Annotated in this window: 20 protein-coding genes; 8 read left to right on the top strand and 12 right to left on the bottom strand. The window is 68.4% G+C overall.

What is annotated here, in order from left to right:
- Positions 1–215: 215 nt before the first annotated feature.
- The gene (locus ACFWGD_RS06640) at positions 216–1,721 is read right to left on the bottom strand and encodes a catalase (protein ID WP_377777823.1); all 1,506 of its coding nucleotides are present in this window, start codon (positions 1,719–1,721) and stop codon (positions 216–218) included.
- A 259-nt stretch (positions 1,722–1,980) separates the two neighbouring features.
- Here ACFWGD_RS06640 and ACFWGD_RS06635 point away from each other — a divergent pair, with 259 nt between their 5' ends.
- Positions 1,981–2,610, top strand: a complete 630-nt coding sequence (locus ACFWGD_RS06635) for an RNA polymerase sigma factor (protein WP_377777822.1) — start codon at positions 1,981–1,983, stop codon at positions 2,608–2,610.
- A gap of 143 nt (positions 2,611–2,753) precedes the next feature.
- Here the strand turns inward: ACFWGD_RS06635 and ACFWGD_RS06630 are convergent, their stop codons facing one another.
- The 10 genes from ACFWGD_RS06630 to ACFWGD_RS06585 form a co-directional block, all read right to left on the bottom strand.
- Positions 2,754–5,540 carry a SpaA isopeptide-forming pilin-related protein gene (locus ACFWGD_RS06630; protein WP_377777821.1) on the bottom strand — a complete coding sequence of 929 codons (2,787 nt, stop codon included), beginning with the start codon at positions 5,538–5,540 and terminating at the stop codon, positions 2,754–2,756.
- Positions 5,527–6,474, bottom strand: a complete 948-nt coding sequence (locus ACFWGD_RS06625) for a hypothetical protein (protein WP_377777820.1) — start codon at positions 6,472–6,474, stop codon at positions 5,527–5,529. The genes ACFWGD_RS06630 and ACFWGD_RS06625 overlap by 14 nt, the downstream gene beginning before the upstream one ends.
- Positions 6,471–7,376 carry a class C sortase gene (locus ACFWGD_RS06620; protein ID WP_377777819.1) on the bottom strand — a complete coding sequence of 302 codons (906 nt, stop codon included), beginning with the start codon at positions 7,374–7,376 and terminating at the stop codon, positions 6,471–6,473. Before ACFWGD_RS06620 ends, ACFWGD_RS06625 begins: the two co-directional genes overlap by 4 nt.
- Before the next feature lie 44 nt (positions 7,377–7,420).
- The gene (locus tag ACFWGD_RS06615) at positions 7,421–8,911 is read right to left on the bottom strand and encodes a SpaH/EbpB family LPXTG-anchored major pilin (protein WP_377777818.1); all 1,491 of its coding nucleotides are present in this window, start codon (positions 8,909–8,911) and stop codon (positions 7,421–7,423) included.
- Positions 8,912–9,315: 404 nt separating this feature from the next.
- Complete coding sequence (locus ACFWGD_RS06610) at positions 9,316–10,143, bottom strand: class C sortase (RefSeq protein WP_377777982.1); 828 nt, start codon at positions 10,141–10,143, stop codon at positions 9,316–9,318.
- A gap of 136 nt (positions 10,144–10,279) precedes the next feature.
- Positions 10,280–11,143, bottom strand: coding sequence for a hypothetical protein (locus tag ACFWGD_RS06605; RefSeq protein ID WP_377777817.1), 864 nt, complete (start codon positions 11,141–11,143; stop codon positions 10,280–10,282).
- On the bottom strand, positions 11,143–12,093 hold the full coding sequence (locus ACFWGD_RS06600; RefSeq protein WP_377777981.1) for a class C sortase: 951 nt from the start codon (positions 12,091–12,093) through the stop codon (positions 11,143–11,145). The genes ACFWGD_RS06605 and ACFWGD_RS06600 overlap by 1 nt, the downstream gene beginning before the upstream one ends.
- A 241-nt stretch (positions 12,094–12,334) precedes the next feature.
- Complete coding sequence (locus tag ACFWGD_RS06595; protein WP_377777816.1) at positions 12,335–13,840, bottom strand: SpaH/EbpB family LPXTG-anchored major pilin; 1,506 nt, start codon at positions 13,838–13,840, stop codon at positions 12,335–12,337.
- A gap of 919 nt (positions 13,841–14,759) precedes the next feature.
- Complete coding sequence (locus ACFWGD_RS06590) at positions 14,760–15,791, bottom strand: aspartate-semialdehyde dehydrogenase (protein ID WP_377777815.1); 1,032 nt, start codon at positions 15,789–15,791, stop codon at positions 14,760–14,762.
- Positions 15,792–15,915: 124 nt separating this feature from the next.
- Positions 15,916–17,181 (bottom strand): aspartate kinase, encoded by a 1,266-nt coding sequence (locus ACFWGD_RS06585; RefSeq protein ID WP_377777814.1) that lies wholly within the window; start codon positions 17,179–17,181, stop codon positions 15,916–15,918.
- Between the two features lie 221 nt (positions 17,182–17,402).
- On the opposite strand from ACFWGD_RS06585, the gene ACFWGD_RS06580 reads away from it, so the two are divergent.
- The 7 genes from ACFWGD_RS06580 to ACFWGD_RS06550 all read left to right on the top strand — a co-directional run bounded on the left by ACFWGD_RS06580 (position 17,403) and on the right by ACFWGD_RS06550 (position 24,420).
- Positions 17,403–18,248 (top strand): DMT family transporter, encoded by an 846-nt coding sequence (locus tag ACFWGD_RS06580; RefSeq protein ID WP_377777813.1) that lies wholly within the window; start codon positions 17,403–17,405, stop codon positions 18,246–18,248.
- Between the two features lie 165 nt (positions 18,249–18,413).
- Positions 18,414–19,124: a signal peptidase I gene (locus ACFWGD_RS06575; RefSeq protein WP_377777812.1), complete on the top strand. Its 711-nt coding sequence runs from the start codon at positions 18,414–18,416 to the stop codon at positions 19,122–19,124.
- A 350-nt stretch (positions 19,125–19,474) separates the two neighbouring features.
- Positions 19,475–19,987, top strand: a complete 513-nt coding sequence (locus ACFWGD_RS06570; RefSeq protein WP_377777811.1) for a SipW-dependent-type signal peptide-containing protein — start codon at positions 19,475–19,477, stop codon at positions 19,985–19,987.
- Positions 19,988–20,062: 75 nt separating this feature from the next.
- On the top strand, positions 20,063–20,674 hold the full coding sequence (locus ACFWGD_RS06565; RefSeq protein ID WP_377777810.1) for a hypothetical protein: 612 nt from the start codon (positions 20,063–20,065) through the stop codon (positions 20,672–20,674).
- 1 nt (position 20,675) lies between these two features.
- A complete protein-coding gene (locus tag ACFWGD_RS06560) occupies positions 20,676–22,334 on the top strand; it encodes a hypothetical protein (protein WP_377777809.1) in 1,659 nt (552 codons plus the stop codon).
- Between the two features lie 6 nt (positions 22,335–22,340).
- On the top strand, positions 22,341–22,985 hold the full coding sequence (locus ACFWGD_RS06555) for a hypothetical protein (protein WP_377777808.1): 645 nt from the start codon (positions 22,341–22,343) through the stop codon (positions 22,983–22,985).
- Between the two features lie 19 nt (positions 22,986–23,004).
- Positions 23,005–24,420, top strand: coding sequence for a putative Ig domain-containing protein (locus ACFWGD_RS06550; RefSeq protein ID WP_377777807.1), 1,416 nt, complete (start codon positions 23,005–23,007; stop codon positions 24,418–24,420).
- A gap of 217 nt (positions 24,421–24,637) precedes the next feature.
- Here the strand turns inward: ACFWGD_RS06550 and ACFWGD_RS06545 are convergent, their stop codons facing one another.
- Positions 24,638–25,933, bottom strand: a complete 1,296-nt coding sequence (locus tag ACFWGD_RS06545; protein WP_377777806.1) for a hypothetical protein — start codon at positions 25,931–25,933, stop codon at positions 24,638–24,640.
- Positions 25,934–26,113 lie beyond the last annotated feature (180 nt).

Below are 26,113 nucleotides of genomic sequence, written 5' to 3'. Positions count from 1 at the left end.
GCCCCGTCGGCGCGCACGAGAGCAGGATCCGGGCCCGATTTCGCGATCTCGTCAGGCGTGGAAGCCAAACCACGGGGTCCATAACTCGGGGTCAGCCCAAAAAACGGGTAAAACCACGGGGTCAACATCGATCCCGTGGTTTAGACCCCGTGGTTTAGGTGGAGGGGCCGGAGCGCCCGGCACCGGCACCGGCACCGGCGCCCCGCCCCTCGCCCCTACGCCTCCTTGGCGGCGGTGAAGCGCTTGCGCACCTCGGCGCCGAGCCATTCGTCGACGTTGGTCCAGTACTGGTAGACGCGCTCCTCGACCTCGGGGCTGACGCCCTCCATGGCACCGGCGATGTTGCCGGCGAGGCGGTCGCGGGCGGCGTCGTCGAGCACCTCGCGGACAAGGGTGCCCGGCTGGATGAAGTCGTCGTCCTCGGGGTGCTGCAGGTAGGCGCCGCGGAACGGCTCCTCCCCCTCGGACGCCCAGAGGCCCAGGTCACCGTGGTCGGCGGACTCCTGGGAGCCGCGGCCGGCGGCGTTGGAGCCGTGGACGGGCAGCTTCGGGTCGGCGAAGCGGTGGGTGGCGGCGCCGTCCTGCGAGAACGTGTTCACCTGCGACGTCGCCTGGTTGACCGGCAGCTGGTCGGAGTTGGCGCCGAGGCGGTAGCGGTGGGCGTCGGCGTAGGAGAACGCGCGGGCCAGCAGCATCTTGTCGGGCGAGAAGCCGATGCCCTCGACCAGGTTCGACGGGGCGAACGCGGCCTGCTCGATCTGTGCGAAGAAGTTGCGCGGGTTCTCGTTGAGGGTGAAGTGCCCGACGGGGATGAGCGGGTAGTCCTTCTGCGACCACGTCTTGGTCAGGTCGAAGGGGTTCCAGCGGTAGCCGGCGGCCTCGTCGAAGGGCATGATCTGCACCTTGACGTCCCAGGTCGGGTAGTCGCCGCGCTCGATGGCCTCGAAGAGGTCCTTGCGCGAGTGGTCGGTGTCCTGGCCGACGACCTCGGCGGCTTCGTCGTCGGTGTAGAAGTCCCAGCCCTGGCGGGTCTTGAAGTGGTACTTGACCCAGAATCGCTCGCCGGCTTCGTTGATCCACTGGTAGGTGTGCGAGCCGAAGCCGTCCATGTTGCGCCAGGTCTTGGGGATGCCGCGGTCGCCCATGAGGTAGGTGACCTGGTGGGCGGACTCGGGCGAGGAGGTCCAGAAGTCCCACTGCATGTTGGCGTCGCGCAGGCCGGTGTCGGGCAGTCGCTTCTGGGAGTGGATGAAGTCGGGGAACTTGATACCGTCGCGGATGAAGAACACCGGGGTGTTGTTGCCGACGAGGTCGTAGTTGCCCTGCTCGGTGTAGAACTTCAGCGAGAAGCCGCGCACGTCGCGCCAGCCATCGGGGGAGCCCTGCTCGCCGGCGACCGTCGAAAAGCGGGCGAGCATGGGGGTGACGGTCCCGGGCTGGAACAGGCCGGCCTTGGTGTACTTGGACACGTCTTCGGTGATGGTGAGCTCGCCGAAGGCGCCGCCGCCCTTGGCGTGGACGACGCGCTCCGGGATGCGCTCGCGGTTGAAGTGGGTGAGCTTCTCGATGAGGTGCACGTCGTGGATGTTCACGCCGCCCTGGGGGCCGGTGGTCACGGAGTGCTGTTCGGAGGAGACGGGGGCGCCGTTGAGGCGGGTGGTCGGCCCGTTGGAGGTGCCGGTGTCCAGGCCCTTGTCGGCGATGTCCTTGCTGGAGGTCATGGGTTGGTGCTCCTTTGTGGTTTGGGGGCGCCGGCGGCGGGCCGGATGGGGGTTTCCGGTGGCTGTTGCTTTGCGACGCCCACGTGGGACCGGTTTCCACCGTATCCGCGTTGTGTGGCGGGGGCCACAGGGTGGGGGTTTCCGGTGTTGACCACCACGATACACAACTTATCAGTATCGCGCTATAGATAGGCGGGGATTGTTGGGGCTTGCCTTATGGAAGGTACCTCGCGGGGTCGGCGCTTGCTATGGTCTACGCATGACTGATCGGCAGCGCGAGGATGAGCGCGTCACCGCCCTGGCGCTGAAGGCCGGCCGCGGCGATCGGGCGGCGCTGACCGAGTTTATCCGCGCCACGCAGAACGACGTGTGGCGGCTGCTGGCCCACCTGGCCAACGCCGACGTCGCCGATGATCTGACGCAGGAGACGTACCTGCGCGTCATGTCGGCGCTCCCCCGGTTCGCCGGGCGCTCCTCGGCGCGCACGTGGCTGTTGTCGCTGGCCAGGCGCGCGTGGGTCGACTCCGTGCGCCACGACATGGCGCGCCCCCGCAAGTCCGCGGTGGAGTGGGAGGAGGCCACGCAGGCCTCGTCCACCGGCACGTCGTGGGCCGAGCTCGTCGACGCGCGGGTGCTGATGGAGGCGCTGGACGAGGATCGTCGTGAAGCACTGATCCTGACCCAGGTGCTCGGCTACACGTACCAGGAGGCCGCGGACATCGCGGGCGTGCGCGTGGGCACGATCCGCTCGCGCGTGGCCCGGGCACGGCAGGACCTGGTGGCCGCGAGCGAGGGCCGGGAGGAGTCCGGCGGGACAGCCGGCGGCGATGCCGGCACCCGCGGCGACGCAGACGGCGAACCCGGCGGGCGCCACCTCACCGCCATGTAGGTAGCGGACGCAGGCAGGTCGCAGACGCAGGCCGGACGCTGGCAAGCAGCGAATGCGCGAACGAGGCGCGGACCCCGCCCCGGGGACCGCGCCTCGCGCCTGTCCGGCTGGTCAACCCAGCCGGAAGTTCATGATGGTCGGATTCAGCGCCGACCTCGCCTGATGCCCTGGCCCACGGAGGAGCCCAGGAGCGCGCCGGCGCCGATGATCGCGGCGCCGATCGCCAGTGCCGCGCCGATGCCGGGGCCGCCGGTCTTCGGCAGGGTGCCGGTCTTCACGTCGGCGACCTTCACCACGAGCCGGTAGGACGGTTCGTTTTCGGGGCCGACGCTGACCAGGGCGGCGTCGTTCGGGTCGCCGAGCGACGCGGTGTAGCCGTTGCCGTGGGCGTCGACGACGATCGCAACCGGCTGGCTCAGCAGCGTGTAACCGGACGGGGCCTTGGTCTCCACCAGGTGGTAGGTCCCGGCGACCAGGTTCTTGCCCAGGTCGGCATTGCCCGCGCCCTCGTCGGTGACGGGACGGTCCCAGTCGATCGAGCCGTCGGGCGCGGAGGCGTAGAGGCGGAACGTCGCGCCGTCGAGAGGCGAGTCGTTGTCGTCCTTGTCCACCTTCGCGATGCTCACCGTCGCCGTATCCGGCGGCAGCAGCGGGATGCACGCGTTGTTGTCGGGCGCGTCATCGTCGCCGGCCATTTCCACGGAGTTGGGCACACCGGTGGCCGAGACCGCTCCCCCGTCGCCGTCGCAGCGGCCGAGGCGCTCCCAGGTTTCGGCGCCCGTGCCGGTGACCTTCACGGGAATGGTGACGGTGATCGTCTGGGTCTTCCCGGCCCCGAGCTCGATGCGGTCGGCCAGGCGGATCCGCTTGTCCGGCACCAGGTCGGCCTTCGGGATCCCCGTGATGCCGCCCGCGACGGTGACGCCGTCGGTGGCCGGGAACGCCACGGTGGCGTCGCCGTCGGCGATGACGCCCTCGGGCAGGCGCACGACGTCGAACGGCTCGGTGCCCTCCGCCTTGGCATTCGGCGCGGGGTTGGCCACGGTGACGGTGTACGTCAGCGACGCCGTCCCGTCCGGGTTGACCTTCACGGGCTCCCCGCTGATCGGCTCCTTCCGGATCGTCGCGCTGGGCACGCGCATGTTGTCCACCCAGCAGGTGACGGTGCCCAGCAGGGGGCCGTCGTTGGGCACGGTCACCCGGAAGCCGTCGGCGCCGGCGTTGGTCACCTCGACGTTGGCCTGCCGCGTCCCGTTGGTCGCCGAGGACACGCAGCGGGCGTTCTTGCCGTCGCGCCGGTACAGCGTGAAGCCGGGCTGCTGGCGCTCGGTGACGGTGAACCTCTGCGCCTGCTGCGAGTCGATGCCGAAGGTCACGGAGCCGCGATCGTCGGTCGTCTTCGTCTGCTTCTTCTCGTTGGCGTGCGGCGGGTTCTCCAGGACGGCGCCGGTGCCTTCGGCGGTGAAGTCCCATCCTTCGACGACGCCGTCCTCGATCGTCCGGCCGTCGGCGTCAACGATGGTCTTGACCACGTTGAGGGTGCTGCGGCACGGCCCGAGGATCGTCTTGCGCAGTGCCTCGACCAGACCGTCGTAGGACGCGACGCCGATGGCCGCGCCCGGCTGCGAGATGTCCGCGGCCATGTCGGAGGCGGTTCGGGAGCCGACCGACCACAGGTCGGGTCGGGAGTCGTAGGTTCGCCAGCTTTGCGACGACTCGTCCCAGTAGTGGCGGTTCAGGAACCACGTGCCGTAGTCGTAGTCGTATTCGTAGCGGCCGATGTAGTGGACCCCGGCGGCGGTGTCGTAGGCGAAGTAGAGCTTGTTGGCGGCGTATCCGCCGGGCGGGTTCGCGAAGTTGTCGATTCCCGGGCGCAGCACCGCCGTCGCCGACGAGGGCATCTTCACCGTCACCGGGACGATGCGCGTGCCCGAGGCCTTGAGGCGGTTGGCCGCCGCGATGGCGTCGTTGAGGTCGTTGGCGTGCGTGATGCTGCCGTAGTCGCCGCCGGTGCGGGACTCGTTGGTGGTGGGCAGGCCGTCGGTGATGAAGTACACGACGTCGTACGTCCCGGCCGGAACCTGGGCGAGACCGCCCTCCCAGTTCGTGCCGCCGACGGGGTAACCCGGGATGGACAGCCCGTCGATCCGAGACTTCAGCGCATCGACGCCACCGCGGTCGGCGACGGAGATCGGCTCCACCTGGGTGGCCGCGGGAACGCCCGGCGCGTTGGTGGCGAAGTTGAACAGGCCCACGGTCGTCGGGGTGCCCGCCAGACCATCGACGACGGCCTTGGCCGAGCGCTTCGACTGCTCCAGGCCATCGGTGTTGATGGAGTTGGAGACGTCGAAGACCAGCGCGATGTTCAGGCCGCACTTTTCCGGCATCGCGGGGTTGGCCGCCGGCTTCGGCGAAATCCACGCCGGAGTCGGAGCCGCCGCGAGACTGCGGGCGCGGCGGGCGGGGGCGGCGCCGGGGATGCCCGCCGTGCCGTCGGTGGCCTGGCTCTGTTGGTCGGTTCCCGGGGCCGGGCTGCCGGGCGGCTTCGGGCGGCCATCGTCCGCCGGCTTGTCCTCGGGCTTGTCGCCGGGCTTGGCATCGGACTTGTCGCCGGACTTGTCATCTCCGGTGCCCTCGGCCGAGTCCGGAGCCGCCGGAGCCGGAGCCGCAGGTGCCGGGGCCGTCACCGGTTCACGGGTCGGGGTGTGCCGGGGCGCCGGCGCAGCGCCCGCCGCAGTGTCCGAAGAAGTGTCCGCTGCGGGAGAAGGTTCGCCCGTCGAGGCGGGTGCGGAGATCGTCTCACCGGCTCCCTCCTGCGCGAACGCCAGCGGGGTGCCCGCGGAGAGCAACACGGCCGCCGTCAGCAGTGCGGGAACGGTGCGGCGCCAACGGGACGGGAGACGCCCGAGGTCGTCGTCAGCTGTTTTCATGGCGGGCACGCCCCTTCTTTCCAATGCGGGTGAACAACAATCCGGCACCGACCGCCGCCATGGCGGCGCCGATGAAACCGAGTACGGATGCGCCGGTCAGCGGCAGCTTGCCGCCCGGTGCACCGGGCCCCGGGGATCCCGGAGAGCCGGGGTTGCCGGGGTTGCCGGGGTTGCCGGGATTAGCCGGCGCCGAGGTCGGAGGCCCCGGCGGCTTCGGGGTGGACGGCGATCCCGGGGTGGACGGCGTCGACGGCGGGGTGGACGGAGTCGTGGACGGGGTGTCCGTCTTCGGCTTCGCGTAGACCACCGGCGCGCAATTCCACGTTCCCGTCGCGCCCTTTTCTCCGACACCGCCGGTCGGCAGCGTGACCACCATCGGCGCGAACGTCGTCGTGGCGTAGTCGGGATGCTTCGGCGTCACCGAGGTAATCAGGTAGGGGCCGACCGGGAGCCGGGTGAAATGGGCCGTCCCGGACTCGTCGGTGGTCGCGGTACCCGCCACCGTCGACGGTGCCGTGGCCGCCTGCTCGACCGAGATGCCGATGGCGTCTTGCCAGCCGGCGGCCGTCGTCAAGTCGATGCCGTCGATGCGCGCGGCGGTGAACGTCGTCCCCGCGGGCGGCCCGGGAGGCAGCTGGCCGGAGGGCAGCCGGTCATACGGGTTCGCCAGCGGCAGCTTGAGGGTCAGGTCGACCTCGCCGCATTGGGCGACGGTGGCGGCGTCGAGGCCGTCTACCTCGCCGGTCACCGTGATCGCCGAGGCGCCGCCGGCGCCCGCGAGCAATCCGGCCGCGATGGTGGCGGCCAGCAAGTGCCCGCGCAGGTGTCCGCGCAGGTGCCCTCGCCGGGGTGCCGCACGGGGCGCGGCGGTGAACGCGGTAGTGAACCCTGCTGCGGAAGTGGCACTGGACGTGAAGTGGGAAAGGTGGGTCATCGGAGCTCCTCCGTTCGCGCCTGCGCGCGCATGGTCCGCCGGGCCCAGACGATCAGGGCGGCGACGATCGCGGCCGCGGCGGCGAGAATCGCCCACATCCACCACTGCCAGCCCAGGCCGGTGTCGCCGAAGGCGGCCTCGTCGGCCGGGTCCATGGCGACGCGATGGCCGGTGACCAGCAGACGGTGGGTGTTGATGCCATAGGGCGTGCAGGTGACCAGGGTCATAAGATCCCGGTTCTGCTGGACCGCGAGCCCGTCGGTCTCGTGCGGCAGGACGACGTCGACGGTCTCGACCTCGTACTTGAGCTTCTCGCCGGACACCGCCACGTAGAAGACGTCGCCGGCCTCGACCTTCTTCAGGTTGTCGAACAGGGTCGCGTTGGACAGGCCCGTGTGGGCGGTGATCACCGAATGGGTCGATTCACCGCCGACGGGCAGGTCCGTGCCGAACAGGTGCCCGGCCCCGCGCTGCAGCACCGCGTCGGACGTGCCGTGGAACACCGGCAGGTCGGCGCCGGCGGCGGGCACGACGATGCGCCCCATCGCCTCCTGCGCCGACAATTCCGCCTGGTAGGCCCGGTACTCGGCGTTGTCCTCGCTGACGCGGGCGAGCCACGGGTCGAGGATCGGCCCGGTGGCGCGGTCCGCGTTGTAGCGGCGCGCGGACTCCACCGCCCGGTCGAGCTGCTCGGCGGGCAGGTCGCCCTCGAGCTTCGAGTACTCCTGCGCCGCCCGGAGCTGCTTGGCGTTGTTCCACTGGGTGGCCACCACGGGGTACAGCACCACGAGCAGGCCGATGATCACCAGCACCGCGGGGATGGCGATGCTGCTGCGCCGGCGGTCTCGGCCGTCGCCCGGCGGCCGATCGGCGACGATCGGCGAGCTGGCTTGTGTCGACATGGTCGGTTCCGTGTCCTCTTTCCCGTTCCTTTCCGAGTCCGGGATCAGGCGCGGGTGCCGTTGCGCTTGGCGTACCAGGCACCGGCGCCGATGAGCAGGCCGCCGAGGGCGACGATGAGGCCAATGCCGGCGCCACCGGTCAGCGGCAGCTGCGGGGTGACGGACTTGACGTTCTCGACCTTCTTCACCAGCGTTACGGCATCGTCGCCGGCCGCGTCGTCGACCGCGGCGATGTCGTCGCGGGTGAAGGTGAACTCGATCGGCTCGGGCAGCAGCTCGTAGCCGGCGGGGGCCTTGGTCTCCTTCAGGCAGTACTTCTTGGAGATCGGCTGGTCGTGGTTCTCGATGTCGGTGACGTGCAGGCCGTCGATGAGCAGGGTGCCGTCGTCGCCGGTGGTCCACGAGGAGGTGCCGTTGATGCTGATCTTGTCGCCGAGGGCGGCCTGGCCGGCGCAGCGGTGGAGCTCGAAGGTGGCGCCCTTCAGCGGGGTGCCGTCGGTGGCGTGCTTGAGCACCTTGAGCTTGCCGTGCCAGGTCTTGACCTCGTTGGTGGGCGTGGTGGTGTCGCCGGAACCGGCGCCATTGTTGGAGATCACGGTCGCCTCGTTGGAGATTTCGGAGGAGCCGGTGCCGATCTCCTTCACCGTCGCCTCGATGGTGGTCACCAGGCGCTTGCCGACGTTGGCCGACAGCAGCTCCAGCCCCTCCTCGTTGAAGACGACCTTGGCCACGTTGCCCTCGACGGTCGGCGTGTAGCTGCTCCGCGGGATGGCGGTGCCGTCGTCGAACGCGACGCTGATGCCGGATTCCACCACGGTGACGCGGGGGTCGAGGGTGTCCACGACCTCGTACTTGGACACGCGGCCGCCGTCCGCGAAGGACTTCGCCGGAGTCGGGATGTCGGAGGTGATGGAGTAGGTGATCGAGTCGCCGACGTTCTGGTCGGCGTCGACGACCTTCTTCTCCGCCTTGTTTTCGGAGTTCTTCGGGTAGACGTGGACGTCGTAGTTCCACCCGGTGAGGGTGTCGGGGTTGGTCATGGGCACGAAGACCAGGAAGGGCGCCCCGGGGACGTGGCCGGCGGGGACGGTGGTCTCTTTGACGTAGTAGGCGCCGACGGCCAGGCCGTCGAAGCTGACCATCCCGTTGTCGCCGGTGACCTTTTCGTCGCCGACCTTGACCCCGAGCTTGTCCGCAGCGTCGGCGGCGGTGAGCTTCTGGGCGGCCTGGACGTCGGCGGTGTTGGCGAAGGGCACGTCGACCTTCCACACCGTGAACCCGGCGCCCTTGAGCGGCGTGCCCGGGGCGGCGTCGTTGACGTTGCCGGAGTCATGGGCGGTGCCGGCGTTGCCGGCGCGCTTGTGGATGTTGATGGATCCCTTGGCCCCGAAGTCGATGGTGGGCGCCTGCTCCTGCGCATGCGCGGCGGGGGCGAGCTCGAGGGCGGCGGGGGCGCCGGCCATGCCGGCGGCGAGGGCGAGGCCGCAGATGGCGGCGAAGGTGGTGGATCGCGTGACGCGGGCGGTGGTGTTCATGGGTTTTGTTTGTCTGCTTCCGCTTGGGGAGGCGCCGGCATGGCGCGCCCGTCTCCGACTGGGCAGCAGTAATGCTATTTCTGCAAAACCCCTGCACAAACCACGTCTTTGTACCTCTCCCCCGCCCCGCCTTGTGGTCTGACCACATATTGTGAGACCCGCTTATGCATGCATATGCATATCGTGAGGTGAGCGCTGACAAGTCAACTGGCACAACGGAATTCACCTCTTGAACCCCACCGGGCCGTCACATCCCCGACCATTGACCGAACCCAATAACGGGCTTCACATTCGGACATTTCCCACAGTGAATGCGCATTCAGTGCCGCCCGACTGCAAACATGCACACGGACGGCACCGATTTGCCATCGAGGCCGGTTTCCTATGTCCTACGGGGGTGAAAGCTATGCGACCGGCTCGCGCCGCAGCATCTTCCGCAGCCACACGATGAGGAACACGATCGCGGCGACGGCACCGGCGAGGATGGCGTACATCCACCACTGCCAGTTCAGGCCGGAGTCGTCGAAGACCTGCTCGTCTTCGGGGTCCATGGGCACGCGGTGGCCGGTGACCAGCAGCCGGTGGGAGTTGATGCCGTAGGGGGTGCAGGTGATCAGGGTGACCAGGTCTTCGCCGGGGCGCACGGCCAGTCCGTCGGTTTCGTGGGGCAGGACGATCTCGATACCGTGGACCTCGTACTTGAGCTTCTGGCCGGACACGGCGAGGTAGATCGCGTCGCCCTTCTTCACGTCGTCGAGGTTGTCGAACAGCGTCGCATTCGACAGCCCGGTGTGCCCGGTGAGCACGGAGTGGGTGTCGGGGCCGCCGACGGGCAGGTCGGTGCCGTAGAGGTGGCCGACGCCCTTCTGCAGCACGTCGTGCGAGGTGCCGTGGTACATCGGCAGGTCGGCGCCGGCCGACGGCACGATGATGCGCCCCATGGTGTCGTACATGTCCAGTTCGTCCAGGTACGCGCGGTAGTCGGGGTCGTCGCCGCCGATGTCGTGGTTCCACGGGTCGAGGATCGCCCCGGTCGCGCGGGTGGCGTTGTAGCGCAGCGCGGACTCGAACTCCTCGAGCAACAGGTCGGGCGGGGTGTCCTGCTCCAGCTTGGAGTACTCCTCGGCGGCCCGCATCTGCTTCATGTTGTTCCACTGGGTGGCCACGACGGGGTACAGCAGCACGGACAGGCCGGCGAGGATGAGCAGCAGGGGCACGATGATGCCCTTGATGTTGCGCTTGCCGGTCTTCCGGTTCTGCTTTGCGACGTCGCCGTCACCCGCCGAGCGGCCCCGCGCCGTCACGGGCGACGAGCCGGTGTTGGAGTGTTTTCCCACGTGGTGATGCCTCTGCGGTGCTGGAAAGGGGTCAGGACTTGTCGGTTGCGCTGCGGCGTCGCAAAGCAATGCCCGCCGCGACCATGCCGGCGGCGATGACCAGCGCACCGATGACGCTGACGCCGGTCAGCGGCAGCCCGCCGCCGCCACCGCCGCTGGGGCCGGGGGCGCCGGGCGTGGTTTTGGTGGTGGGCGGCTGGCCCGGGGTCGTCTTTGTCGGCGGGGTGCCGGGTTTCGTGGTCGGGGGCTTGCCGGGAGTAGACGTCGGCGGAGTGCCGGGAGTCGACGGGGGCGTGCCCGGCGTCGACGGCGGCGGCTTGTCGGGATCCTCCAACTTGCGCTCGAGGTCGGTGTCGCACACCCAGCCGGTGGCATCGCCGTCGGCGTCGACGCCGCCGGTGGGCAGGAAGATGGTGAACGGGATGGGCGAGTAGCCCTTGTACCGTTCACCCTCGGGCGCCCTGCCCGCCACCAGGTACATGCCGGTGGGCAGGCCCTCGAAGACGACGGTGCCCTCCTCACCGGTGGTGCGGGTGGCGTCGGCCTTCGGGTCCGTGCGCTTGCCGGCCTCCACGACGCTGAGACCACGGCCCTCTTCGCGGCCCGCTTCGGTGGTCACGTCAATGCCCTGCACCCGATAGATGCTGAACGTGTACCCGGCGGCGCTGAGGTCGGCCGGCAGGTCCTTCTTGATGTTGATGGTCACCGAGTTCTGCTCGCACGCTTCCGCGATGTCCTCGAGGACGAGGCCCTCGACATAGCCCTCGACGGGCTGCTTGAGGGGCGCAGCTGCGGCGGGGGTGCCGAAGCCGAGCATCGTGGCCGCGAGTCCTGCGGCGACGGTCGCGGTGGCCAACCGGCCGAACTTGGCGGCCTTGGTGGTCTGGTGACTCATCACGGTTCCTCCCGATCAATGCGTCGACCGTGTGACGGGTCGGTGTTGGTGCCGGTCTCGGCGTCGTCAAGCTCGTTCTGGGCCGCGATCTCGCGGCGCAACTTCAGCGCCCACCAGATCAGCCCAATCAGGATGGCGGCGGCGAAGGCCAGGATGACCCACATCCACCACTGCCACGTCAGGCCGGATTCGTCGAACGCCTGCTCTTCGGCCGGGTCCATGGGCACGCGATGGCCCGTGACGATCAGCCGGTGCGAATTGATGCCGTAGGGCGTGCAGGTGATCAGCGTGAGCAGATCCTTGCCCTGCTGGACGCCCAGGCCCTCGGTGTCGTTGGGCAGGACCACGCGAATGTCGCTGACCTGGTACTTCAGGCGCTCGCCGGCGACGGCGACGTAGATGGCGTCACCCTCGACGACGTCCTTGAGGTTGTCGAAGAGCGTCGCGTTGGCCAGGCCAGTGTGGCCGGTGAGCACCGAGTGCGTCGACTCGCCGCCGACGGGCAGATCGGAACCGTAGAGATGACCGACGCCCTTGCGCAGGACCTCCTCCGTGGTGCCGTGGTAGATCGGCAGATCGGCCTTGGCGGAGGGGACGACGATGCGGCCCATCGAGTCGTACATGGCCAGCTCGTCCAGGTACTCCTGGTAGGCGCTGTTGTCCTCGCCGACGCGGGACAGCCACGGGTCGAGGATCGGGCCGGTGGTGCGGCCCTCGTTGTATCCGTGCGCCGACTCCATCATCTCGGCGAGCAAGTCCGGCGGAGCTTCCCGCTCGAACTTCGAATACTCCTCGGCGACCTCGAGCTGCTTGGCGTTGTTCCACTGCGTGGCCACGACCGGGTAGAGCAGCACAAGCAGGCCGGCGACGACCAGCAGGAGTGGGAGCAGGGCTTTCTTGGGGTCCCGCGTGTCCGCATCGGCGCGTGGGCCGTCGCCGTCGCGGTCGATGACCGTCGTGGTGGAGTGTTTGACCACTTCAGCTGGCTCCTGGGGTCGAGGCCGGCCGGGGCGAGGGGTGGCGCCTGTCCCGGGTGTTTTTCATTGTGGTGCCGCGGGGTCGCCGCGGCGGCGAAGCGGGTGTTCCGTAGTTTTCGGCAATAGGCGGGGTCTCCCCCGCCGCGGTGCCGCCGGCATTCGCCGGCGGCACCGGGTGGCGGCCCTGGCGGGCCGCCGTCACCTCCTCAGGCGATTAGGCCTTGGAGGAGTTGCGCTTGGCCCACCAGGCGCCGGCGCCGACGAGCAGCGCGCCGAGCGCGGCGATCAGGCCGATGCCCGCGCCACCGGTCAGCGGCAGGGCCGGGGTGGTGTCCTTGAGGTTGACGACCTGACCGGCTTCGCCACCAATGGTGACCGGCTGGAGCGTGCCGGCCTGGGCGGCGAGCAGCTCGAACTCATGAGGCGTGGCGAGCAGCTCGTAGCCCTCCGGCGACTGGGTCTCCACCAGGCAGTACTTGACGAACTCGTTGGGCTTGGCTTCACCGTCAGCGAAGTCGTTGACGTGCAGGCCGTTGATGGTGACGACGCCGTTGTCGCCAGAGGTGAACGTGGTCTCTCCGCCAACGGTCTGCAGGTTGGCCTGGTTGGTGACGGCCTGCTCGCAGGTCTGGCCCGCCGGCTCATTGGGCACGCCGTACACCTGGAACGCGGCACCGGCCAGGTTCCCGCCAGCCTCATCGACCTTGGTGAACTCGATGCCGGCGAACTTCGACTCGACCTTGTTGGTCGTGGTCTCGTCTTCCTGATTCGTGTTCGGATTGCTCTGGAAGACGGTCGCCGTGTTCTCGATGTTTCCGTTGCCGACGGCATTGACGGTGGCGGGGATCGTGGCCACGATCTCCTGGCCGTTGGTGACCTTCGCCAGCCCGGCCTCGGTGAAGGTGATGGTGACGACCTGGCCCTCGACGGTCACGGTGTAGTCATCGCCCGCCGTGAAGCCGGCGACGGTGACATCGGCCGTAGCCGGCGCAGTCAGCCGCGCGTCCAGCGTGTCCACGATGCGCAGGGAGGTGCGGGTCTGATTCGGGGCAATGACGCGAGCGGTGGCCGTGACCTTGTAGGTGATCGTGTCACCAAGGTTCTGGCCGGAATCCTCGACGGTCTTGCCTGCGTCGCCCTCCTTGTAGTTCTTCGGGTAGGCGTGGACATCGTAGTTCCAGGTGGTTCCGCCGGCGTCGGCGTTGCCCTGGGTCATCGGCACGAACGCGATGAACGGCGCGGCGGGATCATAGCCATCGACCGGCGCGGTCTCCACCACGAGGTAGGCGCCGAGAGCGAGATCCGGGTAGCTGATCTGACCCTCGCCATTGGTGGTCTCCTGACCGCCGACGGCGGTGACCAGTGCCGTGTTTGCGGTGCCATCCTCATTCAGGTACGCGGCCGGGGTGGCGCCGTTGGCCGCCGCGAGGCCCGCATTGGTGGTCAGGTCGATGTCGTTGATCTTGTAGATGGTGAAGCCGGCGCCCGCGAGGTTTTCACCCGTCGCAGCGGGGTCGATGTTGCCGGTCGGGGTGCCCAGCCCGGTCGGGTCGGCCTTCTTGTGGATGGTCAGCGCACCCGTGCGCGTGGCGTCGATGAGCGACGCGGGAGCCTGAGCGTAGGCCATCGGCGCCACGGCGCCCATGGCACCGGTGGTGAGGGTCAGGCCGACGATCGCGGCGAAGGTGGCGGAGCGCACGATGCGCGTGTTCTTCTGCATGAGTCTTCCTTCTCTGGTGAAGATCGTCCCCGCCACCTTGGCGGGTCCGGAAGAGGATTCGGGGTCGTCCGTCCCGTTCGCCCATCATCCAGCGGCGACTTCGTCCGGACTGCACTCGCGGCTGCCGCGCCCGCAGCGCGGACACATTCACCCGTGAGGTGCGAAACGACGGGAGCCGCCGCTTCCACATCAGATATAGTTCCACTTTTCTTTTTCATTTCACACTCGTAGGGCCATTTTTCTTGGCAAACGCTCGACAATTCATTAAGTCAAATTTCGAGAATTATTCAAGGTTTCGGATCACACTTCGCCAGGCGGCCAGTTTTCCCAGGTCAAAGCCTCATCCCGCACGCGAAGTAGTGGACTACCTCGGAGTTTGACGATCAGCACTGACGATGTCCCTCATCCCCGGAGCCCCCCAGTTACCCCCATTTGGGACCATCAGTAGCCCCAGACAGGTCGACGGCCAGGACGACAGGACTGCATGAACGTCCCGACTGGCGCCAATCCACCACAATCACATCGTTACATACCTGACCGATGTGCAAACTTGGTCATTGATCCACATTCCCCGATTAACCCCCTGCCCCATTTGCCCAATCTGGGTCATTGACCACCTTCGATCCCGCAACTAATTCACAATTCCGGGTCAATGACCTAGTTTTCCCATTCCCCCATTAACCCCATCCTCACACTTGGTCATTGACCCATATTCCGTTTGGCCGGGCCCCTATACCACCCCTGGCCCACCCCTTCCCCCTCCCCTTCTTGGCCCACCCCTTCGCACACCCGGCCACCACACGTCGCACCCGCCGCACTTGCCGCTCCCGGACATGACGCCGGGCATGACAAAGGGCCGGGTCGCATCAGCAACCCGGCCCCCACGGCCGCTGCCCCGCCGTGCGGGGCGCCCCTCGAGCTACACCAGCAGCTCGGCGATCTGCACCGTGTTCAGCGCCGCACCCTTGCGCAGGTTGTCGCCGGACACGACCATCACCAGGCCACGGCCCTCCGGAACCGACTGATCCACGCGGATACGGCCGACCAGGGACTCGTCGATGCCCGTCGCCGCCAGCGGGGTCGGGACGTCGACGACCTTGACGCCGGGGGCGTCGTTAAGCAGCCCCGTTGCACGCTCCACGTCGATCGGACGCTCGAACTCCGCATGAACCACCAGCGTGTGGCCCGAGAACACCGGAACGCGCACGCACGTGCCGGCCACCGCAAGCTCCGGGATGTCCAGGATCTTGCGGGACTCGTTGCGCAGCTTCTGCTCCTCATCGGTCTCCAGCGAACCGTCATCGACCAGCCCGCCGGCCAGCGGCAGCGCATTGAACGCGATCGGCTCGACGTACGGGCCCAGATCGCCGGCCTGCAGCGCCGAACCATCCGTGGCCAGGCTCTCCATCTCACCCTCGTTCGCGCGGACCTGATCCGCCAGCGTGGACACGCCGGCCAGGCCCGAACCCGACACCGCCTGGTACGACGACACGCGCAGGCGCGACAGGCCCGCGGCATCATGCAGCGGCTTGAGCACCGGCATCGCCGCCATGGTGGTGCAGTTCGGGTTGGCGATGATGCCCTTCGGCGGGTTCTTCGCCTCCGCCGGGTTCACCTCCGACACGATCAGCGGCACCTCCGGGTCCTTGCGCCACGCCGAGGAGTTGTCCACGACCGTCGCACCGGCCGCCGCAAACCGCGGCGCCTGCTCGCGCGACAACGTGCCGCCCGCGGAGAACAGTGCAATGTCGATGCCCTTGAGATCCTCATCCGACACGGCGGCGACGTCCTCGACCACGACATCCTCGCCGCGGAATTCGATCGTCTTGCCCGCCGACCGCGCCGACGCGAAGAAACGGACCTTGTCCGCCGGGAAATCCCGCTCGGCGAGAATGCTGCGCATCACGCGGCCAACCTGGCCCGTGGCACCGACGATGGCGATGGTGGTCATGTGAAACCCTCCTGGGGGCCGGCCCCGCAACCCGCGGGCACCGGAAAAGTGGCGAAACCTGGAAAAACTCTTCGAAAAAATACGGCCGGGGACCACGCCCCGGCCGGCGGCACCGGAGGCCGGACTAGCGGCCGGTGCCCGCGTACACGACGGCTTCCTCATCGCCGCCGAGCTGGAACGCCTCGTGCAGCGCGCGGACGGCGGCATCGAGATCGGTGTCGCGGATCAGCACCGAAATGCGGATCTCCGACGTCGAAATCAGCTCGATGTTCACGCCCTCCTTTGCCAAAGCCTCGCAGAACGTCGCGGTGACGCCGGGGTGCGACTTCATGCCGGCACCGACGAGCGAAACCTTGCCCACGTGATCGTCGTAAAGCACGTCCCGCCAGTCGCCCTCCGACTGCAGCTTCTTCAGCAACTCCAGCGCACGGGGGCCATCCTCGCGCGGGCACGTGAACGTGATGTCCGTGCGGTTGTCGTCGATGGACGAGACGTTCTGCAGGACCATGTCGATGTTGATCTCCGCATCCGCCACCGCGCGGAACACCTGCGCCGCCCGGCCCGCGACATCCGGGATGCCCAGGATGGTGATCTTGGCTTCCGAGCGATCGTGCGCGACGCCGGTGAGAACTGCTTCTTCCACGGGAATATCCTCCACTGATCCGTTGACGAGGGTGCCGATTTCATTGCTGTAGGACGACCGCACGCGCAGCGGCACGTTGAACGCCCGCGCGTACTCCACGCAGCGCAGCTGCAGGATCTTCGCGCCCACCGCCGCCAGCTCCAGCATCTCCTCGAAGGAAATGGTGTCCAGGCGCTGCGCGTTGGACACGATGCGCGGGTCGGCGGTGTACACGCCGTCGACGTCCGAGTAGATCTCGCAGACGTCCGCCTCCAGCGCCGCCGCCAGCGCCACGGCCGTGGTGTCCGAGCCGCCGCGGCCCAGCGTGGTCACGTCGCGGGTCTCGCGGTTGACGCCCTGGAAGCCGGCGACCAGGCAAATGTGGCCTTCCTTGATGGCCTCCTGCACGCGGCCCGGGGTGACCTCGACGATGCGCGCGTTGCCGTGGCGCTCCGTGGTGATCACGCCCGCCTGCGACCCCGTGAAGGACCGCGCCGACGCGCCCAGCGACGCGATGGCCATGGCCACCAGCGAGTTCGAGATGCGCTCGCCCGCCGTCAGCAGCATGTCCATTTCGCGCGCCGGCGGCACCGGGTTGACCTGGTTGGCCAGGTCGAGCAGCTCGTCGGTGGTGTCGCCCATCGCCGAGCAGACGACGACGACGTCGTGGCCCTGCTTCTTGGTCTCCACGATGCGCTCCGCCACGCGGCGGATTCGCTCCGCGCTTTCCAGCGATGAACCACCGTACTTTTGTACGACCAATGCCATGGTCGGCGTCCTCCAGACCAGTTCGTCCGTCAGCCCGGGCGCATTCCGCCCGGACGGTCGCCCTCGCGCAAGCCCTGCACTCGGGTTTCCCGTAAACGATACAACAGTGGTCGCCGCCACTGCTTGCCCAGATTCCCCAGCCAGCCGCATGTTTGCACCCCCGTTGCACATTGATCGGATGTGGCTGCTTTACGACGCCCACGCACAGGTAATCTGTCCGCGTGCACAATGAACTCCTCGCGATCCTGCTGGGCCTGGGCTCTGCGCTGACGATCGCCTGGGGGACCGTCATCCGCCACCGTCTTGCCGACCGGCTGCCCAACGGCGCCGGGACCATGTCGGGCGTGTGGGCCGTGGTCTCCCGCCCGATGTGGTGGGCCGGCGTCCTGCTGGCGATGACCGGGTACGGCCTGCAGATCGCGGCATTGGCCTTCGGCACTTTGCTGCTGGTCCAGCCGCTGTTGGTGATGTCGTTGATGTTCACCCTGCCGCTGGCGGCGAAGATCGCGGGCAGGCGGATCTCCAAGTCGGAGACGGCGTGGGCGGTGCTGTTGACCATTGCCGTGGCCGTGCTGGTGATCCTGGGCCGGCCGCTGCCGGGCGACCCGCAGCCGCCGCTGTCGCGGTGGATCCCGGCGCTGGCCATCGGCGCCGTGGTGTTCGCCCTGATGTATTGGGCCGCCGCGACCGTGCTGAAGTCCGAGAAGGCGCTGGTCCTGGGCCTGGCCACCGGGTGGCTGTACGGCTTCGTCGCCGTGCTGTCGAAGGCGGTCATCGACATGTGGGTGCACGCGGACCTGGCCACCTTCATCGCCGCGTGGGAGCTGTGGTCGCTGATCGCGCTGGCGCTGATCGGCGTGGCGGTGCAGCAGGCGTCGTTCAACGCCGGCGCCCTGCGCAAGTCGCTGCCGGCGATGACGTGCGCCGAGCCCGTCGTCGCATTTGTGCTCGGCTACGTCGTGCTCGGCGAGATGTTCCAGGCTCAGGGCACCCAGTGGATCTGGATGGGCGCGGCGCTCATCGCCATGATCGCCTCGACCGTTGCGCTGTCCCGCAGCAGCGTCTGACCGCTGCATCCGACCCTGACTCTGCCCCGGCGCCGGTCCTGCGTCTCCCCTGCGTCTCACCCTGACCCCACCCCGGCGGTGTTACCTTCATTTTCGACGGTCGGTTGACGGCCGCCGCCCACCCGAACCGCTGCCCGCCAGGCCATCACCGCGAAGGACCCGCCGATGTCACGACACCGCAAGGACGGCCACTCGGCGAGCGCGGCAAGCGCGGCCAGTTCTGCAAGCGCGGCGCAGCCCGCCCGCGACTCCTCCCGCGAGGCTCCGGCCCGGAAAGCTGATGGGAAGCGGCCCGCGCGGAAGAAGTCGAAGGTCGGCAAGTTCATCGCCGAGACCGTGCTGACCCTGCTCGCGATCTTCGGCGTCATCTGCGCCGGGCTGGCGATTGCGGCGTGGACGATGAACATCGGCATCATCCTGTTCAAGACCGGCTCCATGGCCCCGGAGATCCCCACCGGTTCCATGGCGATCGTGCGCACGATCCCGGCGGAGCAGGCGCAGGTCGGTGACGTGGTCACCGTCGAGCGGCCCAACCAGATGCCCATCACCCACCGGGTCACCTCCAACGTCCCGGATCCCGGGCAGGGCGCCGACGCCCGCATCATCGAGATGAAGGGCGACGCCAACCCCGGCCCCGACCCGTTCCCGTACCACGTCACCGAAGTGCGCGAGGTTCTCTGGTCGAAGGCCGGTTGGGGCGAGTACGTGGTCATGCTCAGCCAGCCATGGACGATGGTGGTCATCGTGCTGCTCGCGTCGGCGATCGTGACGTGGGCCTTCTGGCCCCGGGGTGAAGACGACGAAGAAGACGGCACCGACAAGGCCGCCAAAAGGTCCGCCGACAAGTCCGCCGGAAGGGCCGCCGGCACCGCGTAACGGGCCCGGATTCGTGTGGCGCGGCCAACATTCGGGGGAGATTCACTTCACCCCTGAAAGGTGAATTGTTGACGCGTTAACAGTGAACGGAAACCAAACGGACACCCCGCCCCGAAGTGGAAACGTGCCACTACGTGGCGTTATGGAAAAAATGCGCTCTCACCGGCGGGTATTACATCCCCTGTGACCCCATTTCCGGTGGCACGCTCCTCTGAGTCGCGTGACCTACTCTCAAATCGAGTTGTCGACGCAACAACACCCGCGCGGGCTTGCCGCTCTGGAGCCGCGTCCACCGCTCCCGCATCAGCGGTCCCCGCAGCTTTTTCTCACGGAAATTCCTAGGAGCACGAATGTCCACCAACTCCCGCAAGATCCGCGCCTTCGCCGCCGGCGGCGCCGTCCTCGGCCTCGGCGCCATCATGACCCTGGCCGCCTGGTCCGACTCCGAGTTCGCCACCGGCACCTTCGGCACCCAGAACTTCGGCATCGAGGCGTCCAAGACCTCGGCCACCGAGGAATTCGCCGATCACGCGACCGCCGGGGATGCCCTCGTGCTGACGGCCGACCTCGCCGAGGCGGGCACCATGGAGCCGGGCGACACCATCACCATCGACTACTGGATCCGCAACATCGAGGATGCCGCCGATTCCAAGGTCACCTTCGCCAACCAGTCCGAGACCGGCCCCTTCGAGGTCCGCGTCCTCGACGACAACGCCGCGCTGGCCCAGGGCCAGTCCTTCAACCTGACCGGCCAGGAAGCCAACCAGCTCCAGTTCGAGGTCACCCTGCCGGAGGACTACTCGGCGACCGAGAAGACCTCGACCACCATCACCTGGGAGTTCACCGCCGAGGCCACGGAGTAGCACCCGCCCACGGGCCCTCCCCCGGGAGGGCCCCTTCCGGCCCCTCCCGATTTTCCATCTGAAGGACACCCCACGATGACCCGCTTCACGCGCATCCGCGCCGTTCTGGCTGGAGGCTCCGTGCTCGGCTTGGGCGCGATCGCCACTCTGGCCCTCTGGTCCGATTCCGAGTTCGCGACCGCTTCCCTCGCCGCGTCCCCCGGAGATTTCGTCGTCGAGGGCCGGGCCCATGGCACGGAATCGTGGGTGTCCCACCCGGATGCGACGGTGGCCGCGCAGCTGAACTTCGGTCCGGATGCCGGCACCAAGCTCAGCACCGGCGAGGTCATCTCCGCGATGTACGAGCTGCGGCTGGGCGCCACGTCGAACAACGACGGCACCGCGGTGCTCAATGCTCCGGCGTTCGCCAATCTCGACGCCGACGTCGCCAAGCGCATCCAGCTGACGGTGCGGCATGGCGACTGCCTGAACGGGACGACGATCCAGCAGGGCACGTTGGATGCGGTGACCACGAATCAGCACGCGATCCCACTGACCGCGGGCGCCGACGCCAGCACGCCGGGCGCTCCCCAGACGGTCTGCTTCACCGCCCGTCTCGCCGAGGGCGCGAACACGGAGGGCCTGACCGGCACCGCGTCGACCAATGGCATCAACTGGCACTTCACGGTCACCGAGGAGGCCGAATAGCATGCGCATTTTCACGAGGGGTCGTCGCAAAGCAGCCATCGGGATCTCGGCACTGGGTGCCGCGGTCGCGATGCTGGTCACCGGTGGCATGAGCTACCAGCTGGTGACCTCGACCGATGCCGCCCTGACGGACACGCTGACCTTCGGCGGCGTCTTCGCGCCGAAGCCCAAGGACGTCAAGCCCGTCGGGCAGTGGTCCTACTCGGAGGTGTCGCTCCAGGTGGAGAACACGTCCAAGTGGAACACGGCCAACAACAGCACCGTCCCTGATCCGGCGACATACGGGGCCAAGCTCCCGCTGGATTTCTCCGAGCAGGCACAGTCCCGCAGTGAGAGCGGCGGCGCGTGCGCGTGGGGCGGAGCCGGCGAGTCGTGCAACGGCACCGCCGCAGCCGAGGCCGCGGCCGACGCCAGCACGGCGGGGAACATCCTCAAGACCTCGTGGGATCCCGGTGGCGTCGCCGCCAACGCATATTTTTGGCCGAACACCAACAACCCCGTGAAAACGGCGGTGAAGTGCACGGCCGATGGTGATACCTCCGCATTGGAGGCGACCGCACCCAACGGCATCATCAATCACGGCAACCCCCACTTCTGGACCGGCCGGCAAACGACGTTCGATGTCGGCGCCCAGGCCTCCGGCAGCGAGGTGGAGTTCAAGGTCGCGAGTGCGGGCTACAACACCTACACGCACGTGAAGATCGCCAAGTCCCACGGCACCGACGAGGCCCAGCACCGTGCCTGGTCGGAGGTCGTTCTCACGGTCTGGGGAACGAACGGCGGTGATGGCACCGGCGCACTGACCTACACGTTCCGCTCCGAGTGCGGCATCAGCTTCAACGACGGCAGCGGTTCGAAGGCCCCGCGCGGCGTGACCTCCGCGAACGACGCCAACGGCTTCGCGAACTTCCTGCGCTCCTTCGTCCCGTGGCTCGATGACGACGCCAGCGCCGAAGATAAGGACGATAAGAAGGACGACGAGACGCTCGCCGCCGACAAGGACGCGAAAGCGTCTACGTCGGAGAAGAAGACCTCCGAGAAGCCGTCGGAGAAGTCCACCGAGTCGAAGACGTCCGAAAAGGCCTCCGAGTCCAAGACCTCGGTGAAGACCTCCGACAAGAAGACGTCCAGCACCCGCGACGACGAGTCCGAGTCCACCGAGTCCAGCACCACCCGGACCAGCGAGCCGAAGTCGGAGACCTCGACCACCTCGCCGACCTCCGAGACGAAGGCCCCGGCATCGACGACGGCTCCGTCCTCTGAACCGGCGACGACCGAAGATGCGACCACCGAGACCACCGAGGCCGCCGCCCCGCTCCCCACCACGGCCCCGGGTTCGCCCCGGAGCTCCGGCTTCAGCGACGCGTCGACGGTGACCCTCAACGGCACCGCCTACCAGGCGCTGGCCACCAGGGAGCTCGGCGACGGCGACGTCCAGACGCTCGCCAACGTTGAGGCCGCCGCCCTCGCGGCCGCCGCGAACCACGAGTTCACCGGCACGGCCGGCGGCGCCTCCTGGAGCTACTTCTCCGGCACCGGCATCGACGTCATCGAGGTCACGCTTGCCGACGGTTCCACCGCGCAGCTGCGCCTCGCTTCCCACGGAGCTGCGCTTCCGCAGCCCGACGTGGCCGCGCCGACCCAGGATGACGAGGAGTAGAAGGACATGACCGGACTACCCGCATTCGCGAAGAACCGAAACCGCCGCGCCGTCGCACTGGTCGGCGCCCTGGGACTGGGTTCCGCGGCCCTGGGCCTCGCCGCCGTTTCCACCATGACGGAGGCTCAGCGAGCCACCGAGGAGCACGTCACCGGCGAGTTCGCCCTGACGCCCCACGAGTTCTCCATCGAGGGCTCCGTCGACGGCACGACCTTCGACGACAGCCACCTCACGCTGCTCGTCGACGGTTCCGACGACCCGAACCTCCGCTTGGAGGTCGGCCGCGACAACGCCGTCTACCAGAAGTACTGGGTGCGCCTGGCCGCCGGCACGGAACTGAATGCCCAGGCGGGCATCATCGAAGGCGGCCTGCCCGACTCCGAGTTCGCGAACAGCTTGTCGACGGAAATCTGGGCCAACTCGACCCGGTGCAGCGGCACCCCCGATGGCGACCGCATTCAGAACGGCCCCGCACGTGATAGCCGTACGGCGCCCTTCGACCTCGAGGCGGGCGAAACCGGACAGCCGGGTGAAGCAGTTCAGTTGTGCGTCGTCACGTGGATGACGGATGACAGCTTCGTGACGCCGAGCCGCACTTCCGAGCCCGTTCAAGCCACCTGGACTGTCAACGCGCAGTCGACGAGCCGATGAGCAGAAGCGAGTAACGGTCATGGATTCAACACGAAGCCAGAAGCAGCGCGGCATCGCGCTCGTCGGCGGCATCTCGCTCGCGATCGCCGGCATCGCCGTGGTGGCCCCGCAGTTCGCCACCGCCCAGGAAGATTCGTCGGCCCAGCAGTTGCGGGTGGCCAAGATCGGGGGCGAATGGGTTTCGCCCGGCGAGCCCGGATTCGCCGCCGCGATGGGCGCATGGTCGGACGAGAAGATGGTCCCCGGCAACGTCCGGTCCCGCTCCTACCTGGTGCGGAACCTGGATGCGCGCCCCGGCGTGTGGACGGTGGCCGTCGGCGACAACATGACGATGACCCCGAAGGCATTCTTCAACGTCGGTTCCAACGGAACCGGTGCGGCCGGCGGCGCCTCGCCGACGACGACCGGACCGGCGCCGGAGGCCCCCGCGGCTCCCGCGCCCACCGACGACGGCGTCACGTGGTTGGCGGGACCGGACATCATCGCCGAGCAGGCGAACAAGGGCAACGCGATCACGTCCGCCGGGCCCGGCACGGAGCTGTTGTCCATCACGGTCGAGTCCTGCGAAGCGGTGGCCGTCACCGACTGGGTCGGCGTGCCGAACTCTTTCGACGACACGTACCCCAACCAGTCCGTGAATCCGGCGCTGAAGGTGGATTTCGTCCCTACCTCCGGCGATCCGGAGGAGTTCCAGAACGGCTACTGCGATCTGGATGACTCCACCCTGACCTTCGAGCCGCCCGTTGGCGAGGAGATGAACGAGAGCGTGCTCTCCCCCGATGACGGGGCCGGCGCGACGGTGGAGCTTGCCGACGGCTCGACTCTGCCGGAGTGGCTGACGCTGGATGAGGATGGCTCGCTGACGGGCACCCCGCCCAACGGCGATCCGGTGGAGTTCCAGGTCGTGGTGACCGACGAAGACGGTTCGCAGCGCCTGGTCACGGTCACCGTGGATCCGGTGGAGCCCTCCGACGAAGAACCCGGCGATGGCGATGAGCCCGGTGACGGTGACGAACCCGGTGACGGTGACGAGCCTGGCGACGGCGACGAACCCGGTGACGGCGATGAGCCCGGCGACGGTGACGGCGATGGCGACGAACCCGGCAAGGACGATCCCGGAAAGGGCGACTCCGGTTCCGACAAGGATGAGCCCGGCAAGGGTGATTCCGGCTCGGGCAAGGATGACGGCTCCGGCAAGGGCGACTCGGGCAACGGCAAGGGCTCCAGCTCCGGATCCAACTCCGGCGCTGGCTCCAACACCGGCACCGGTTCCGGCTCCGGCAAGAGCGGAGGGGCCGCCAAGAGCGGTTCATCCGGTGGCGGGAAGCTCGCGTCGACCGGCGTCGAGGACATCGCCATCCTGGCCGCAGGCTCCGGGCTGCTGATCGCCGCCGGCATCGCGCTGGTCGGCATCCGCCGCCGACGCAATAACTAAAGCCAGGCGAATCGCCCCAAACGACTCATCCCCCTTCGCAGCGACCAGCGGTTTTACCGCGGCGAAGTGAGTCGTTTGGGGCGATTTTTCGCTCCCTAATCGCATACACGCCTGGAAATAGATGCATCAGCCCGCGTCCCCGGCCCGGCGCGGCCGCAGCCCCGGCACAGGCACAGACCCCGGCAAGGGCACAGCCCCGCGCCGCGGGACGCAGCGGTCAGATCGCCCAGGGAAACGCCACCAGCATGTACGCGCCGACCCACGCGGACCCCAGCACCCACGCGGCGAGGACCCACGCGCGATCGAAGGCCCGCATCCGCGCCAGCACCGGCGCGAACACCAGCAGCACCAGCACGCCGGACAGGAACAGCCGCGGCCGCGAGTGCATCAATCCGTCGCTGACCAGCACCTGCCCCACGGCCAGGCACGAAAACAGCAGCACCGGCCAGCAGCGCCCCCACCGGTCGACGAAAGCGGAACTGCGGTTCCCGCCCGCGATCACCCGCGCACCACGCCACGCGGCCACCCGCGCCAGCGCCCACTCCGTAAACGCCCAGGCCAGCGTCGCGGCGACGAGCACGATCAGCACCGCCGAGATCGCGTACCCCGTCTCGCGCGAGGTGCCCAGGCTCTCCCACAGCCATCGCACCGTGGCCACGCCGCCGTCGACCTCGGAGTTCCAGCCGCGGGCCTGCGCGCCGAAGTACCCGCCCGCGTCACTCAGCTGCGCCGACGACCACAGCAGGTACACCGCCCACCCGATCGGCGCGACGGCCACGGCCAGCCACGCCCGCGGGTTGCGACGATCCCCGGCGATCACCGCGATCGCCAACACGATGAACAGCCCCATCGCGGTCGACCGGGTCAGCCCCGCCAGCAGAATCAGCAGCCCGGCGCGCCCCCACCTCCGGTCCACGATCGCCACCAGACCCCATCCCGCAAGCGCCAGGAACAGCGCCTCCGTGTAGGGCATGAGCTTGACGACGGCCATCGGAGCCGTCGTCACCACCACCGCCGCAATGATCATCGAGCGGCGCACGCCATCGCGCGCAGCCCCGTCTCGATCAGCACCGTCCCGCGAGTGACCGTCGCGCACCGCCATCCGACCCGCGAGGGCCGCGGCGGCGAACGCGAAGACCAGCCCGGCGACCAGGGAAATCAGGGCGCCGGCCCATTCGGCGGGGAGGAAGGCGACGAAGGACACCCCGCGCATCAAGTACGGCATCAGCGGGAAGAAGGCGAGGGAGCGCCAGTGGCCGGGATCCCCGTCCACGTCGTCGAGCCCGAAGTAGCCGCGCTCGGCGATGTCGCGCATCCACTCCGCGTCCCATGCGTTGAGCTGGTCCCACGTCCCACGGGAGACCGCCGCGAACCACCCGTCCCCGCCGATCCGGAACCCGCCGGCTCCTTCTGCGGGTGCGCCGTCTTGCTCGAGCAGGTCGGCGACGACGGCGACCACCAATACGGCGAGGATCACCACGCGGGTGACCAGGTACCACGCCACCACGGGCACGGCGACGGATCTCAGCGCCGGCGCAGTTCCTTCTACCGCCGCTGCGCCCGCCTCTGCACGGCGACCCCGAATCCTGAACACGCACCAAGGATGGCATGGACGTGGGCGTCGCAAAGCAAGCCACCGACGGTTCCCCCCACATGCGCAACCATGTTGGGGCCCACCCGGGCCCGGTGTAGG

This window comes from Corynebacterium sp. NPDC060344 (assembly GCF_042725215.1).
Classification (GTDB): Bacteria; Actinomycetota; Actinomycetes; order Mycobacteriales; family Mycobacteriaceae; genus Corynebacterium.
Note: the sequence above shows the minus strand (reverse complement) of the source record. Positions and strands in the feature narration are given on the sequence as shown.

Excerpts from the sequence above, each read along its gene's own strand:
- ACFWGD_RS06560 (WP_377777809.1), top strand. The coding sequence starts at position 20,676 with ATGCGCATTTTCACGAGGGGTCGTCGCAAAGCAGCCATCGGGATCTCG.
- ACFWGD_RS06555 (WP_377777808.1), top strand. The coding sequence starts at position 22,341 with ATGACCGGACTACCCGCATTCGCGAAGAACCGAAACCGCCGCGCCGTC.
- ACFWGD_RS06585 (WP_377777814.1), bottom strand. The coding sequence starts at position 17,181 with ATGGCATTGGTCGTACAAAAGTACGGTGGTTCATCGCTGGAAAGCGCG.
- ACFWGD_RS06565 (WP_377777810.1), top strand. The coding sequence starts at position 20,063 with ATGACCCGCTTCACGCGCATCCGCGCCGTTCTGGCTGGAGGCTCCGTG.
- ACFWGD_RS06640 (WP_377777823.1), bottom strand. The coding sequence starts at position 1,721 with ATGACCTCCAGCAAGGACATCGCCGACAAGGGCCTGGACACCGGCACC.
- ACFWGD_RS06605 (WP_377777817.1), bottom strand. The coding sequence starts at position 11,143 with ATGAGTCACCAGACCACCAAGGCCGCCAAGTTCGGCCGGTTGGCCACC.
- ACFWGD_RS06575 (WP_377777812.1), top strand. The coding sequence starts at position 18,414 with ATGTCACGACACCGCAAGGACGGCCACTCGGCGAGCGCGGCAAGCGCG.
- ACFWGD_RS06620 (WP_377777819.1), bottom strand. The coding sequence starts at position 7,376 with ATGTCGACACAAGCCAGCTCGCCGATCGTCGCCGATCGGCCGCCGGGC.
- ACFWGD_RS06630 (WP_377777821.1), bottom strand. The coding sequence starts at position 5,540 with ATGAAAACAGCTGACGACGACCTCGGGCGTCTCCCGTCCCGTTGGCGC.
- ACFWGD_RS06570 (WP_377777811.1), top strand. The coding sequence starts at position 19,475 with ATGTCCACCAACTCCCGCAAGATCCGCGCCTTCGCCGCCGGCGGCGCC.
- ACFWGD_RS06595 (WP_377777816.1), bottom strand. The coding sequence starts at position 13,840 with ATGCAGAAGAACACGCGCATCGTGCGCTCCGCCACCTTCGCCGCGATC.
- ACFWGD_RS06625 (WP_377777820.1), bottom strand. The coding sequence starts at position 6,474 with ATGACCCACCTTTCCCACTTCACGTCCAGTGCCACTTCCGCAGCAGGG.
- ACFWGD_RS06550 (WP_377777807.1), top strand. The coding sequence starts at position 23,005 with ATGGATTCAACACGAAGCCAGAAGCAGCGCGGCATCGCGCTCGTCGGC.
- ACFWGD_RS06590 (WP_377777815.1), bottom strand. The coding sequence starts at position 15,791 with ATGACCACCATCGCCATCGTCGGTGCCACGGGCCAGGTTGGCCGCGTG.
- ACFWGD_RS06615 (WP_377777818.1), bottom strand. The coding sequence starts at position 8,911 with ATGAACACCACCGCCCGCGTCACGCGATCCACCACCTTCGCCGCCATC.
- ACFWGD_RS06635 (WP_377777822.1), top strand. The coding sequence starts at position 1,981 with ATGACTGATCGGCAGCGCGAGGATGAGCGCGTCACCGCCCTGGCGCTG.